Origin of the sequence: Mesorhizobium album (genome assembly GCF_033977205.1) — a bacterium.
In the GTDB taxonomy this organism is placed as follows: Bacteria; Pseudomonadota; Alphaproteobacteria; order Rhizobiales; family Rhizobiaceae; genus Mesorhizobium; species Mesorhizobium album.
On sequence record NZ_JAVIIW010000001.1, the window covers coordinates 159,664 to 172,418 of the forward strand.

The window sequence follows — 12,755 nt, forward strand, 5'->3', positions numbered from 1 at the left end:
CCGACGGAAAACCGCTGCACACTTTTCCTGGAATTGCCGATCTGTCTGTCTCACGCAATTCCGGACAGAGAACCGCTACACACTTTTCCTGGAATTGCGCCGGGACCGACATCACAGGGACTGAAATCCGAAAAATGGAAAAAGGCAAAATCCTGCTTGCCGTCACGGCGTTTCATCCGCAGCGCTGGCACCAGTTGCTGGCTGCCGAGCGCGAGGTGGTGCTGGAGCCGGCCGGCGCCAGCGATCCCTCGATCGCCTATGCGGTGGTGTGGAAGCACAAGCCGAACCTGCTCTCCGGACTGCCCAACCTGCGCGCCATCTTCTCGGTGGGCGCCGGCGTCGACCACATCTTCGCCGATCCGGGCCTGCCCGACGTGCCGATCGTCAGGGTCGTCGCCGACAACCTTACCCAATACATGACCGAATATGTTGCCTGGCGGGTGCTCGATCACCATCGGCACGGCATGCTCTACCGGGCGCAGCAGCCGAAGAAGATCTGGCACGAGCCGTTACAGCGGCCGGCCGGGGATATTTCCGTCGGCATCATGGGTCTCGGCCATCTCGGCCGCGCGGCTGCATCGGTGCTCTTGTCGCTCGGCTTCGCCGTCAATGGCTGGTCGCGCACCGAGCACCCGATGCAGGGCGTTTCGACCTATTCGGGAGAAGCGGGGCTGGTCCCCTTCCTCAACGCAACCGACATCCTCGTGGTACTGCTGCCGCTCACGCCGCAGACGCAAGGCATCATCAACTACGGCTTGCTGAAGGAATTGCGCCGGCGCAACGGCCTCGGCGGCGCTGTGTTGATCAATGCCGGGCGCGGGCGGCTACAGAAGGATGCCGACATCCTGCGCGCGCTGGACGACGGCATGCTGAAGGAAGCAAGCCTCGACGTGTTCGAGGTCGAACCGCTGCCGAAGACCAGCCCGCTGTGGAGCCATCCAAAAGTGTTCGTCACGCCGCATGCGGCGGCGACCTCGGACCCGGCCCATCTGGTGCCGATCATGCTGCGGCAGATGGACGCGTTCGAGCGCGGCGAAAAGCTCGAAAACCTTGTCGACCGCGAAGCGGGTTATTGAGGCGGCGAAACAGGCTTTGAACCCGGCAGCGCGAGCTTGTCCTTCTTCTTCGGCTTGCCGCAGTCGCGCCGCTCGATCGAGCGGTTCATGGCGTCGATATCGCCGCTTGCGTGATCGCTGTCGCGCTGCGCCTTGGAGCGCATGTCCGGCATGAACGGACCAAAGCCCATCGCCGGATTGGAGAAGGTAGGCTTGGCGGTGACCGGCAGATTGTACTGCTGCGCCAGCGCATTGCGGTTGGCGAGCAGCTGATCGCAGGGCACGCTGTCATATTGCAGCGACGACTGTACATTCTCGTCCTGCCGTTCCGACATCGAGGTGCCGCCGACGCAACCGGCCGTCATCAGGCAAGATGCCAACACCACCATGTTCCAGCGCATGGGTTTCCTCCGTGCGGTATCCGCCCCGCGCGTAGCCCGACATGCGATTCGGGCTTTTTCGCGAGCAGAGAATTAATACAAACGCCGTGATCCTTCCCACCCCTTCTGTCCGGCCGGACAGAAGGGGTGGGAAGGATCACGGCGTTGACGATTTTTCCGCCACAACGGCGAGGCCATCGACGGGCTCGCTCCGATCCTGGCGGATGACGGCTGGATCGAGCGACAGGATGGAAAGCCCGCCGGCGGCAAGGACGCGCCGCACATAGGCTTCGGAATGCGCGTAGCGCCGCGTCGGCAGCAAGGCGAAGTCATCGCCGCTTGCAAGTGTTTCGACAGAGAACGCGAACATGCCGTCATCGGCGAGTGCATCGGCAACCGCCCCGGCGATGCGTTCGAGCGCGCCGACATAGATGAACACGTCGGCGGCGACCACGAGGTCGGCGTTCGCGCCGGCGTGCGAGAAGTGCTGGAGATCGGCCTTCGAAAGCCGGTCGTAGATGCCCTTGGCGCGCGCCTTCCGCAACATGCCGGCCGAGATGTCATAGCCCTCGAGCCGATCGACGAACGGCCGCAGCCTTTCACCCATCAGGCCGGTGCCGCAGCCAAGGTCGAGGGCCAGTCGAAAACGGCCGAACCTTACCGTCCGGATGGCCCGGGCAAGAAAGTCCGGCATGCGGTAGCCGAGTTTCCCGACCAGCGATTCCTCGAAATTGTCGGCGTAGTGATCGAACAGCGTCTCGACGTAAGCGCTGGGCGGCGCGGCTGCGGCCGGAGCGCGGCCGATCAGTTGCAGCTTGAGATTTGCACCCAGCCGGTCCGCGGGATCGAGCTTCAGCGCCGTCGTCCAGGCGTGGGCGGCCTGGTCGAGAAGGCCCGCGGCCTCCTGCATTTCGCCGAGGCGGAACCATCCCGCCCCCCATTGCGGCACAAGCTCCAGCGCGCCAAGCAGAAGTTCCGCCGCCTGCGCCGGTTCGCCCGAAGCCAGCAGCATCTCGGCGAAGTCGGCGCGGCGATCGGCGTTCGAGTCGCCGGACGAGGCCTGAAGCGGTTTCATGGTCGAAGGATCCCACCGGCATTCGAGCCGGAGGCCGGCTGTAGGATGAGTCAGCAGTCTCTTGCAACAGGCTTCCCGCTGCGAATTTAGCCATTATCTTCAAGCCATGCGCGCCAGCGACCTGCTCAAGCCACGACCGGAGGGACTCTACTGCCCGCCAGGCGATTTCTTCATCGACCCGGTGCGGCCGGTGAACCGGGCGCTGATCACGCATGGCCATTCCGACCATGCGCGCTCCGGCCACCGAGCGGTGCTCGCCACGCGTCAGACGCTCGACATCATGGGACTGCGCTACGGCGAGGATTTTGCCGGCACGACGCAGGCAGCGATCCTCGGTCAGACGATCGATATCAACGGCGTCTCCGTCACCTTCCATCCGGCAGGACATGTGCTGGGTTCGGCGCAGATCTGCGTCGAGCACCAGGGCATGCGGATCGTCGCTTCCGGCGACTACAAGCGCCAGAAGGACGCCACATGCCTGCCGTTCGAGCCGGTGCCCTGCGATGTCTTCATCACCGAGGCGACCTTCGGCCTGCCGGTGTTCCGGCATCCGCCGGACAGCGAGGAGATTGCGCGCCTGCTCAAATCGGCGGCGCAATTTCCCGAACGTTCGCATTTGATCGGCGCCTATGCGCTGGGCAAGGCGCAGCGCGTCATGCGGCTGCTGCGCGACGCCGGCCATGACCGGCCGATCTATATCCACGGCGCGCTGGCCAAGCTCAGCGACTATTACCAGAGCCAGGGCATCGATCTCGGCAGGTTGGAACCGGCGACGGTCGAAAGCGGCGGCAAGGCCGATTTCACCGGCGCCATCGTGGTCGGTCCGCCTGCGGCCTTCGCCGACCGCTGGGCGCGGCGCTTCCCCGATCCGATCGCCTGCTTCGCCTCGGGCTGGATGCGTATCCGCCAGCGCGCCAAGCAGGGCGGCGTCGAGCTGCCGCTGATCATCTCCGACCATGCCGACTGGGATGAGCTCATTGCCACGATCAAGGAAACAGGCGCCGGGGAGATCTGGGTAACGCATGGCCGCGAGGAGGCTCTGGTGCGCTGGTGCGAGCTGGAGGGCATCGCGGCGCGACCGCTGCACCTCGTGGGCTATGAGGATGAGGGCGATTGATGGCACTGTTTGATCCGCCAATCGCCGACGCAGCGATCCTTCGCACGCCCCTCTGGCCTGCCGGCCATCTCCCCCGCAAGGGAGGTCGGACGTCGCGACGACTTTCGCCAACCATCAGCATTGCAGGATGTGCGGCGGGGTCGAAACTGCCAATCTCCCCCCTTGCGGGGGAGATGGCCGGCAGGCCAGAGGGGGGTGCCGCGCGCCGGCTTTCGCCATTGGCGTGGCGCATCCAGCCATGAACCGCTTCGCCGAACTCCTCGACCGGCTGGTGCTGACGCCGTCGCGCAACGGCAAGCTGACGCTGCTCACCGATTATTTCGGCAGCATAGAGGATCCCGACCGCGGGCTGGCGCTGGCGGCGATCACCGGGGACCTGTCGATCGCGGCGGTGAAGCCGGCCATGCTGCGTGCGCTGGTGGTGGAGCGCATGGACCCCGTTCTGTTCGGCTATTCCTACGACTATGTCGGCGACCTTGCCGAGACGGTGTCGCTGGTCTGGCCGCAGCCGGCCGGCCACATCCCGAGCCATGCGCCGACGCTTGCCGAGGTGGTCGGCAGGCTACAGGCGGCGAGCCGCTCCGACGGGCCGCAAGTGCTCGCCAGGCTGCTCGACAGCGCCAGCATCTCGGCGCGCTTCGCCATCATCAAGCTGGTGACGGGGGGCCTGCGCATCGGCGTTTCGGCGCGGCTCGCCAAACAGGCGCTGGCCGATCTCGGCAAGGTCGACGTCGCCGAGATCGAGGAGCTCTGGCACGGACTGACGCCGCCCTACACCGAGCTGTTCGCCTGGCTCGAAGGCCGTGCGGAAAAGCCGAAGAGCACCGCGCTCGCATTGTTCCGGCCGGTGATGCTCTCTAACGCGGTCGACGATGGCGATCTCGAAAAGCTCGATCCGGCCGACTATGCCGCAGAGTGGAAATGGGACGGCATCCGCGTGCAGGCGGTGTGCGAGGGCGGCATCCGCCGGCTTTATTCGCGCACCGGCGACGATATCTCCGGCGCCTTCCCGGACCTTGCGGTGGCGATGGACTTTTCCGCAGTGCTCGACGGCGAGCTGTTGGTCGGCGACCCGCGCGAGGCGACCGGAACGTTCTCCGACCTGCAGCAGCGGCTGAACCGCAAGAGCGTGTCGCTGAAAGTCCAGCAGCAATATCCGGCCTTCATGCGCTGCTACGACGCGCTGCAGATCGGTGGCAAGGATCTGCGCGGCCTTGCCTTCGTCGAGCGCCGGACCCGGCTCGAAGCCTTCGTTGCGACGCTCGATCCCGGCCGCTTCGATCTCTCGCCGCTGGTCGAATTCCCCGACTGGGAGGCGCTGGAGCGGCTGCGCCAGGCGCCGCCGCACCCGATCATCGAAGGCGTCATGCTGAAGCGCTGGGATTCGCCCTATCTCGCCGGCCGGCCGAAAGGCCCCTGGTTCAAATGGAAGCGCGACCCGCACACGGTCGACGCGGTGCTGATGTATGCGCAGCGCGGCCACGGCAAGCGCTCGAGCTTCTATTCCGACTACACGTTCGGCGTCTGGTCCGGCCCGGAAGGCGCTGAAGAGCTAGTGCCCGTCGGCAAGGCCTATTTCGGCTTCACCGACGAGGAGCTGCGGCAGATCGACAAATATGTCCGTGACAACACGATCGAACGTTTTGGGCCGGTGCGCTCGGTGCGCGCCGACCGCGATAACGGTCTGGTGCTGGAAGTCGCCTTCGAAGGCCTCAACCGTTCGACCCGGCACAAATCGGGCGTCGCGATGCGCTTTCCCCGCATCTCGCGGCTGCGCTGGGACAAGCCGGCCGCAGAGGCCGACCGCATCGAGACGCTGCAGGCGCTGCTTGATGGTTAGCCAGCCGAGAGACGCTTTCCTGGCGACGCCCCTCATCGCCCTGCCTGTCCTCCGCGGCGGCGGCGCTGCAGTTTCGGAAAGGCCGCTCTACGCTTCCTGCAACACGAGCAGCAATTCGTCGAGGCGTTCCAAGGTCGACGCCAAGCCGTCTTTCAACCCCATGTCGATGGCAGCCTGAAGTGAATCGGCCGAAGCGTATTGAACAACGGTTGTCACCAGCGTCCGCTTTTTTTCGTCAGCGAACGTACCGTCCCAATGTGATCCGGGAAGGTCCGGATTGACGGCTCCTGTCTCGTCGCAGAAGCCGTCCTGTGCGGTGTAACCATCTATGGGATCAATCGTCTTGTAATCGAGGCGATTCCAGTATTTTTCGTTATCAGGTGTGATCATGGCGTAGTGCCAATATCCACCCTCGCGAAAGTCCATGTGCTTGGTCTGCGTCGTCAATGGCTTTGGCGCAAACCACTGATCGAGAAGTTCACTCTTTGTGTGGCAATCCCACACGAGCTGTCGATCGGCATCAAATTCTCTGATGACCGTGATGCGGCGTTCGTCTTTGTCGGCCACAAACTCAAATCGCAGATCATTCGTCATTCTTATCTCCGCTCATTTTTGCGAGTAGATTATCAAGATTGTTGTATCGGCTTGCCCACTGCGCGCGCAGTTGATCAAACCAGCGCTCCGCCGCGACAAGGTTTTCGCGTTCAAGGCTACATGTTCGGACCCGACCACTCTTGCGAGAGGTGATGAGGCGCGATCTTTCCAGCACCGAGATATGCTTGACAAACGAAGGCAGAGCCATGTCGAACGGTTCCGCCAACTCGCTTACCGTTGCGGTCCCTTTGCTCAGCCGCTGCAGCACGGCTCTGCGCGTCGGGTCCGCAAGCGCATGAAAAACAGTGTCCAGCACCACACCTTGGTTAGCCATGAGGCTAACTATATGCGTTCAACACTTAGGTCAATGGCTAAGTTTTTGGATTGAACGAGATGAACCTCTTTCGCACCGACGGGAAGCAGCAACTGCATCAATTTGTCCACGCCGCCTGGAGAACGCCCTCCTCCCGTTTGCTGGAGACCGGCAGGTGCAAGGGCAGCATCAGCCTCGGCCATTTGGCAGTCGAGGTCCGAAACTACTCCGCGATCGAAACGCGAATCTCGTAGATGTCGACCGACTTGCCCTGCTTGTCGAAGTCGGAGTTGACGGCAATGGTGCCGGCGGCGCCCGGACGTTTGGCGGGGAATTGCACGTCGAACAGGTATTCGTTGCGCTCGTGACCGACGGCATAGCGCTTGCGGCCGCAGTCACCGAGCTCGCCGAAATTGCAGTCGACCGAGATCTGCGTCTCCTTGCCCTCTTCCGAGCGGGCGACGATGTCGAACATGGCGTGCTTGCCGGAAAGCTTTTCCAGCACGCCCTGCCCGACGTCGAAGGCGATCGCCGAGCCTGACGCGCCGGAGCGGATGCGCAGGAACTGGCCGGTGTCGTCCTTCATCACGTCGGCGCCGGCGTCGGACGGCGTGCTGACATGGGTCGGATCGCTGGGCGAGAAGACATTGATCCAGTTCTTCGATTGGTCCGCTTCGCCCGGCTTTTGCGGCGAGCCGGTATCGGCGGGTTGCGTGGAGTCTTCGCTCTCCAGGGTCGGCGGCGCTTCCGGCGGACCGGTATCGAGTTGGGCGGCCGTCTTGAAGACGCCGGTCTGCTTCGCGAAGTAGAGGCCGATGCCGGCGGCTGCGATGAGCGTTGCCGCGACAAAGATCGCCATCAGCGGCAGGCGGCGTCCCCTGATCCGCCGCTCGTCGCGATCCGGTGTCACTTCGGCGCCGTTGCCGACGGGCGCTCCCCGCGAATCATCAAGGCTCGGCGCGTTGGGAAGCGCCGCCTCATCCGGCATGATGTCGGGCACGATGGGCAGCACGCGCGAGCGCGGCGCGTCCGAAGCATCAGGCTGCACCGGACCGTCCACCGTGATCGACGGCGACGACGTCGCCGGGGCTGGTCGTTGCGGCGCATCCACCGACGGCGCGGGGGACCGGGTCGGCGTGTCGACCGCCGGCGCGGCACTGCTGGCGGGCGTCCCGCTCTCCGGCGGGAGCGTCACGTCAGGAACGGCAGGCAGGAATTCGGATTCGATCTCGGTGATCTTGGCCTGCACCGCCTTGCGGCGGTTGATGGCGGCCTCCACCGTCACATTCGGATTGGCCTGCAGGACGCGATCCAGCGCGGCAAAGGCCGAGCGATAGACCTTCTCGCGAAACGCCCGGTCCTCGGCATTGCCTTTCTCGAAGGCGTTGCGGATCGCTTTTTCGATGGCGTCCAAGCGAGCTCCCTCTGCGCGCGTTCGCTCACACTTGCTTGATCGTTAGCCGCAGGCGACCAATCAATCAACGGGCGGGCGCCTGCCTTGCCGACGCATCCAAAGCCCATTTCGGCGTTTTTTGTTGAAGAATCAACATTTTTGTCACCGCCGCCGGTTCGGCCTGGGCGAGCGAACGCCAGGTGCCATCTCCCCGGCGAGCCGCGGCGCCAGGCGCCGGAGGCTGCCGTGCGGCAGCCGCCGGCAGGAATTGCCGCGCAAGGCCGCTGGATTTCGCTGCCAGCCATCTTGAATTAGCTTTCGGTTGAGTCTATCAACCGGCGCATCTTGGAAGCCCAGTCGCTTCCCGGGCCGCTTTAGCTCAGTTGGTAGAGCACATCATTCGTAATGATGGGGTCGCGTGTTCGAGTCACGCAAGCGGCACCAACCAACCCTCTGATTTTCCGAATGTTTTGTCCCGGATTTTGGCTGGGGTCTTCGGAGCAGAAGGGAACATAAGGGACACGAAATCCCGGAATGAGGCCCGAAAATCCCGGAAAATCCCCGGACTAAATGCCAAGCAGGTTCGGCACTCTGAAGAGGGTGGCGGGCCATGACTAACAAACTGAATGTGTTGGCTCTGAAAGAGTTGATCGCCTCCAGCATAGCCAATAACCCTCACGAACTTGACGGCTACCCGTGGTGCAAGATGTCACACGAGGCGCGATGGACGGCGCTCGGCATTTCCAGAACCACCTTAATTAGCATCATTGGCAGGCCTCCGGGCCGCCCGCCGTTCGTTTCCAAGACCCGTATGGTTGACGGGATCAAGACCACCCTGCTCCGCGTCGGAGAGCCGGGACCTAAGAACGAGCATGACTATGCGAGTATGATGGTTGCGGTTTGGCGGGCATGGCTGAAGGAGAACCTTCCGCGACACCGAGCCGAGCGAGAGGCCAGAAAGTCGAAGCTTGAAAAGTTGGCACAAGAGACGAGCGATCTGATCGCCAAGGAAGATGCACTCGTGAAGCTCGCGAGAGTCGAAAAGGCTCTCCGGAGAATGCGGCAAGCGAGAGAAACGCCGACAGAGTTCGGGTATTTCATCGGGCTTGCGAAGGCATGGCCGGATGGGATGCAGGTCGAGATTTTCAAGCGAGTTCTAGACAACCTGCCTCAGTTCATGGCGGGGGTCAGGGTCAGGCAGGCGCTAGAACAGTCTCAGGGGAAGGACGTCACGCCGCCCCGATTTTTGCGGTATCCACATATCAAGACCATTCTCGACTACAGCGATGTGGCTTTGGAGATGACGGAGGATCACTATCAGTGGACGGGCACCGAGCCACCCGCCGTACTAAAAGCCCTCAAACCGTGGAAGTGGCCAAAGCCCAAAAAGAAGGCGTGATGGAAATCGAACTTTGTTTATGTCCCACTGTGTAAGTAAGATACAGTTAGATGGTTAGATACAGTTCCATACTCATACGTTTCACGAAATAAAAGAAAGTCCAGTATGGAACGGTCTCCCGTCTCGCCATGGCTCGCGGGAGCCGCCTATTAACCGATCACAATTGGATTCCGGGAAGAAGGTCGCTATCGCTCCCCGCCCTCCCGATGGTCGGGCCTTCCTCACCCCATAGCCCCTAGGTTTCACCAACGCGCGGGGGATGTAGCCAGAGACATTGCAATGGCCCGATAGTGGTTCGGGAGACATGTCCGCGAAAGGACGTTTGACCTCACGGCAGAAATCAGCAACCTCAAACAGAGGAAGGTAATTCATGTCGTCGTGGGAAACCGAACTGCCCATGTCCCGCGCCAACGAATGCGGGCAGGGGCGCTAGGGACATGCCGAGCACAACAATTGCCGTTCCGAAGGGTGATGTTCCCCGTGGTGTGAAATCAATTTCACATGATGGCCCGGACCAGTGTCTGACCAGTGGCTCCTTGCAGAAAGACTATGCATTTCTGACGGGCATCGACTTCAACCTTTGCGACCGGTTACCAACGGGTGTTGGAAGCAAAAAAAGCTGAAATAATAGTTCGCATGCTCTGGCTTTGTTCCCCACGCTGGCAAGCGGGGCCAAGGTTCTGGCCTCCCCGAACAGGGAGACCGCAAAATGTTCCAGCCGCTATTCGACGCCACCGACCCGACCTTCCGAGCGCTCGCATCCGACCACAAAGCTCCAACAGTCGAACCGCTCCCCATATCGCCGTGGGTAGCAATGTCCGCGATGCAGAAGGGGATCAGACGCGGTGATGTCGAACTCGCGTTGAGCGCCGCCATGACGCTCCTGCGCTCCGATCCGGCGAAGCTTTGGCGGCGTTTGGCTGGGATCGTGGTGGAGGACGTGGGATTGGCCAACCTCGATTGCGTTGCGTTGGTACTAGCTGGCACGTTGGGCAAGACCTTTCGCCAGTCGTTCGGCGGGGAATGGCCCGTGGCGTCGCTGTTGGTGAAGCAGGCATGCCTGTCAAAGAAATGCCGTGCGGCTGATGACCTCCTAATCGCCCTCTCGCATCATCACGAGCTTAACGATCTGCGGGGCGCTCTGGCGCGCGAAGACCTGTCGGAGCACCTTTCCCGCGTCGCAGGTCGCGGAGCGCTTCTGGGGGCCTCTCTGGCCGCTCTGCACGCCTCTGGCGTCAGGTGGGAGGGACACGTCACGAGCAAGGCCGCGGACGCCAAAGCGGTATTCGCGGCGATGCGTGAGGCTGGTGTCCAACACGCCATCGTGAGCCTCGCCGAGCGGGGATTTCGCAGGACGCGGGAAGCACTGCCAGTGCTCCTGCCGCTCCTGACGCTCGCCCTTCCCTCGGGGGAGCTTTCTATATCTGATGATAAATTCCCGCCCGTCGTGATCGGGCGCAACGGTCTGCCTACGTATTTTCTCGACGGCTTTTCGTGGGAAGGGAAAGCGGCACTCGCGAGGTTCCTGAAACGTGACACTATAACCGGGCGATGGTTCCGAAAGCACGTTCGCGCTGAGGCCCGTCTAGCGGTTTTGCATGGCGGTGTATTCAGGGTCGAGGGCGGGCTGGTACGCCAGCGTGTTCGGTGGCCTGCGGCGACGACCCTTCGCAAGTTGGCCGACAGAGGCTTTCATCAGATGAAATTGCCGGAGCCTACCGCCTTCCTCGACATGATCCGGGCAGACCTTCCTACGATAGATGAAGAGCGCTCCTATGTCCGCTGAACGCAACGCCGACATCACGACCATGATCCCTACGGGTCAGCGCATGTTGAAGAGCGTCCTCCCAGCCGAGGTGCAGCGCCTTGTTAGTGCCTCGCTGTCGGAGGGGACGAAGCGCGGCTACCAGAACGACATCGCTCATTTCGAGAAATGGGGCGGGAGCGTTCCCGCTTCGCCCGAGACCGTGGCCGCGTATCTGGCGGACCTGTCCGCCACCTACAAAACCGCGACCATCGTGCGGCGCGTTACAGCGCTGTCGAAGGCTCACGATGCCATAGGCGCGCCCAACTCGACCAAATCCGAGATCGTTCGCGCCACTATGCGGGGCATCAAACGCACACTCGGTACGGCAACCAAGGAAGCCAAGCCGACACTGCGGGAAGACTTGTTCCAGATGTTGGAGCGCATGGGCGACGGCCCCAAGGACATCCGAGACAAGGCGCTACTGCTGCTCGGCTTCGCAGGTGCTTTTCGTCGCTCGGAGCTTATTGGTCTCGACATTGCCGACATCGAGCACGTCAGGCAGGGCATCGTCGTCACCCTACGCCGGTCCAAGACTGACCAGATTGGCGCGGGCCGTAAGATCGGTATTCCGTTCGGCAGGTCGAGATGGTGCCCGGTGAAGCACCTGACCGAGTGGTTGGAACACGCCAAGATCGAGGCCGGGCCGATTTTCCGGGCCATCAATCGCCATGGTCACATCGCCAATCAGCGCCTCTCTGGTGAAGCCGTCTGCATCATCGTCAAGCAGCGTGCCGAAGCGGCGGGTTTCGGTCCGAGCGGCTATTCCGGTCATTCCCTCCGTGCTGGCCTCGCCACTAGCGCCGCGATGGCAGGCGCGAGCGCATGGAAGATCAGGGCACAGACGGGGCATGCATCCGACGCCATGCTTACCCGATACATTCGAGACGGGGATATGTTCACGAGCAATGCGGCGGGCGCGGTGCTCTGACCTAACCCAGCAACCGTGCAGCTATGGGCGATCTATAAGTCCTTTGAGGTTTAACGAGGTTTTAATCCCCTCATCAAAGAGACATTGTGCGAATGCGTCGGTGTTTTGTTGCCCCACTTTCTCCTCGCACACGTCTGGAATGTGAGCAGTTGCCGGGTCTTCTCTGTACAATTCTGCTTGTCGGCAATTGGAGTAGCTTCGCCCCCCGACGCTGCCATTGGTAGCCAACGCGTTCGGGTCATAGTAAGCAATGCAAATTCGATGCAACCGCTCGTCTTGTTGATCCTGTTCGGCCCTCAGACGCGCAAACTCTACCTCTCGGCGTTGTCTCAAGACCCTGTCGTCCTGATACTCGTTCCATCGGTCGAGAGCCGCGCTCGCTCCGAAATATGCGGCGACACCAACTGTCGGGATGACGATAAATGTGCATATAAAGACAACTGCCGCCGGTTTCGTTCTGACAAACTGCCGAACGGCAAACTTGCTCAGCGACCAAGTTTCTCGCGCCCAGCGAGAATAGATTTCCCGCAGTTTCGGTTCGCCCTCATTCATTGCTTCCCCCTTACAGAACCCTGCTAGTGCGTTTTAGCACAGCACGTGCCAAACGGCCCATACGATTGCTTCTGGCAAACAGTCAGAACGCGGGCGAGGTCGGTGTTAGATGGAGGCCAGCATCGACCGTATGACGGGAGGACGGTGGCCGAGTTAACTCTGACCTCCGAAACACTTTATATTTAGTAGCTCAGAAACACCTCCATCCAGCGCTCTCCGCGTCAATAGACTTAGCGGATTTCTGAAGCTTCAGTCGTTGCCACCATCAACACCATGGCGAGTAGCCGGGGGAGTTTTGAAAT

The 12,755-nt window shown here is 62.0% G+C and carries 12 protein-coding genes and 1 tRNA gene; 7 read left to right on the top strand and 6 right to left on the bottom strand.

The genetic code is table 11. The features are described from left to right. Window positions 1-134: 134 nt before the first annotated feature. Window positions 135-1,076: a 2-hydroxyacid dehydrogenase gene (locus RFN28_RS00740; RefSeq protein WP_320285444.1), complete on the top strand. Its 942-nt coding sequence runs from the start codon at window positions 135-137 to the stop codon at window positions 1,074-1,076. Here RFN28_RS00740 and RFN28_RS00745 read toward each other — a convergent pair. Together RFN28_RS00745 and RFN28_RS00750 are read right to left on the bottom strand one after the other, a co-directional pair. Next, window positions 1,070-1,456, bottom strand: coding sequence for a hypothetical protein (locus RFN28_RS00745; RefSeq protein ID WP_320285445.1), 387 nt, complete (start codon window positions 1,454-1,456; stop codon window positions 1,070-1,072). The genes RFN28_RS00740 and RFN28_RS00745 overlap by 7 nt on opposite strands. A gap of 136 nt (window positions 1,457-1,592) precedes the next feature. Next, the gene (locus RFN28_RS00750; RefSeq protein WP_320285446.1) at window positions 1,593-2,510 is read right to left on the bottom strand and encodes a class I SAM-dependent DNA methyltransferase; all 918 of its coding nucleotides are present in this window, start codon (window positions 2,508-2,510) and stop codon (window positions 1,593-1,595) included. A gap of 106 nt (window positions 2,511-2,616) precedes the next feature. Here RFN28_RS00750 and RFN28_RS00755 point away from each other — a divergent pair, with 106 nt between their 5' ends. Then, complete coding sequence (locus RFN28_RS00755) at window positions 2,617-3,627, top strand: ligase-associated DNA damage response exonuclease (protein WP_320285447.1); 1,011 nt, start codon at window positions 2,617-2,619, stop codon at window positions 3,625-3,627. 238 nt (window positions 3,628-3,865) lie between these two features. Further along, window positions 3,866-5,467, top strand: a complete 1,602-nt coding sequence (locus tag RFN28_RS00760) for a cisplatin damage response ATP-dependent DNA ligase (protein ID WP_320285448.1) — start codon at window positions 3,866-3,868, stop codon at window positions 5,465-5,467. Between the two features lie 87 nt (window positions 5,468-5,554). Here the strand turns inward: RFN28_RS00760 and RFN28_RS00765 are convergent, their stop codons facing one another. The 3 genes from RFN28_RS00765 to RFN28_RS00775 form a co-directional block, all read right to left on the bottom strand. After that, a complete protein-coding gene (locus tag RFN28_RS00765; protein WP_320285449.1) occupies window positions 5,555-6,061 on the bottom strand; it encodes an SRPBCC family protein in 507 nt (168 codons plus the stop codon). Continuing rightward, the gene (locus tag RFN28_RS00770; RefSeq protein WP_320285450.1) at window positions 6,051-6,395 is read right to left on the bottom strand and encodes an ArsR/SmtB family transcription factor; all 345 of its coding nucleotides are present in this window, start codon (window positions 6,393-6,395) and stop codon (window positions 6,051-6,053) included. Before RFN28_RS00770 ends, RFN28_RS00765 begins: the two co-directional genes overlap by 11 nt. 202 nt (window positions 6,396-6,597) lie before the next feature. Beyond that, window positions 6,598-7,788, bottom strand: coding sequence for a hypothetical protein (locus RFN28_RS00775; protein WP_320285451.1), 1,191 nt, complete (start codon window positions 7,786-7,788; stop codon window positions 6,598-6,600). A 347-nt stretch (window positions 7,789-8,135) separates the two neighbouring features. On the opposite strand from RFN28_RS00775, the gene RFN28_RS00780 reads away from it, so the two are divergent. From RFN28_RS00780 to RFN28_RS00795, 4 genes are all read left to right on the top strand, one after another. After that, window positions 8,136-8,211 (top strand) — tRNA-Thr (locus RFN28_RS00780). A gap of 166 nt (window positions 8,212-8,377) precedes the next feature. Continuing rightward, a complete protein-coding gene (locus RFN28_RS00785) occupies window positions 8,378-9,166 on the top strand; it encodes a hypothetical protein (protein WP_320285452.1) in 789 nt (262 codons plus the stop codon). 709 nt (window positions 9,167-9,875) lie between these two features. Beyond that, window positions 9,876-10,952, top strand: coding sequence for a hypothetical protein (locus RFN28_RS00790; RefSeq protein WP_320285453.1), 1,077 nt, complete (start codon window positions 9,876-9,878; stop codon window positions 10,950-10,952). Beyond that, window positions 10,942-11,901, top strand: coding sequence for a site-specific integrase (locus tag RFN28_RS00795; RefSeq protein WP_320285454.1), 960 nt, complete (start codon window positions 10,942-10,944; stop codon window positions 11,899-11,901). The genes RFN28_RS00790 and RFN28_RS00795 overlap by 11 nt, the downstream gene beginning before the upstream one ends. A 21-nt stretch (window positions 11,902-11,922) precedes the next feature. Here the strand turns inward: RFN28_RS00795 and RFN28_RS00800 are convergent, their stop codons facing one another. Then, complete coding sequence (locus RFN28_RS00800; RefSeq protein ID WP_320285455.1) at window positions 11,923-12,453, bottom strand: hypothetical protein; 531 nt, start codon at window positions 12,451-12,453, stop codon at window positions 11,923-11,925. Window positions 12,454-12,755 lie beyond the last annotated feature (302 nt).

Excerpts from the sequence above, each read along its gene's own strand:
- RFN28_RS00760 (WP_320285448.1), top strand. The coding sequence starts at position 3,866 with ATGAACCGCTTCGCCGAACTCCTCGACCGGCTGGTGCTGACGCCGTCG.
- RFN28_RS00745 (WP_320285445.1), bottom strand. The coding sequence starts at position 1,456 with ATGCGCTGGAACATGGTGGTGTTGGCATCTTGCCTGATGACGGCCGGT.
- RFN28_RS00790 (WP_320285453.1), top strand. The coding sequence starts at position 9,876 with ATGTTCCAGCCGCTATTCGACGCCACCGACCCGACCTTCCGAGCGCTC.
- RFN28_RS00750 (WP_320285446.1), bottom strand. The coding sequence starts at position 2,510 with ATGAAACCGCTTCAGGCCTCGTCCGGCGACTCGAACGCCGATCGCCGC.
- RFN28_RS00755 (WP_320285447.1), top strand. The coding sequence starts at position 2,617 with ATGCGCGCCAGCGACCTGCTCAAGCCACGACCGGAGGGACTCTACTGC.
- RFN28_RS00795 (WP_320285454.1), top strand. The coding sequence starts at position 10,942 with ATGTCCGCTGAACGCAACGCCGACATCACGACCATGATCCCTACGGGT.
- RFN28_RS00800 (WP_320285455.1), bottom strand. The coding sequence starts at position 12,453 with ATGAATGAGGGCGAACCGAAACTGCGGGAAATCTATTCTCGCTGGGCG.
- RFN28_RS00740 (WP_320285444.1), top strand. The coding sequence starts at position 135 with ATGGAAAAAGGCAAAATCCTGCTTGCCGTCACGGCGTTTCATCCGCAG.
- RFN28_RS00785 (WP_320285452.1), top strand. The coding sequence starts at position 8,378 with ATGACTAACAAACTGAATGTGTTGGCTCTGAAAGAGTTGATCGCCTCC.
- RFN28_RS00765 (WP_320285449.1), bottom strand. The coding sequence starts at position 6,061 with ATGACGAATGATCTGCGATTTGAGTTTGTGGCCGACAAAGACGAACGC.
- RFN28_RS00770 (WP_320285450.1), bottom strand. The coding sequence starts at position 6,395 with ATGGCTAACCAAGGTGTGGTGCTGGACACTGTTTTTCATGCGCTTGCG.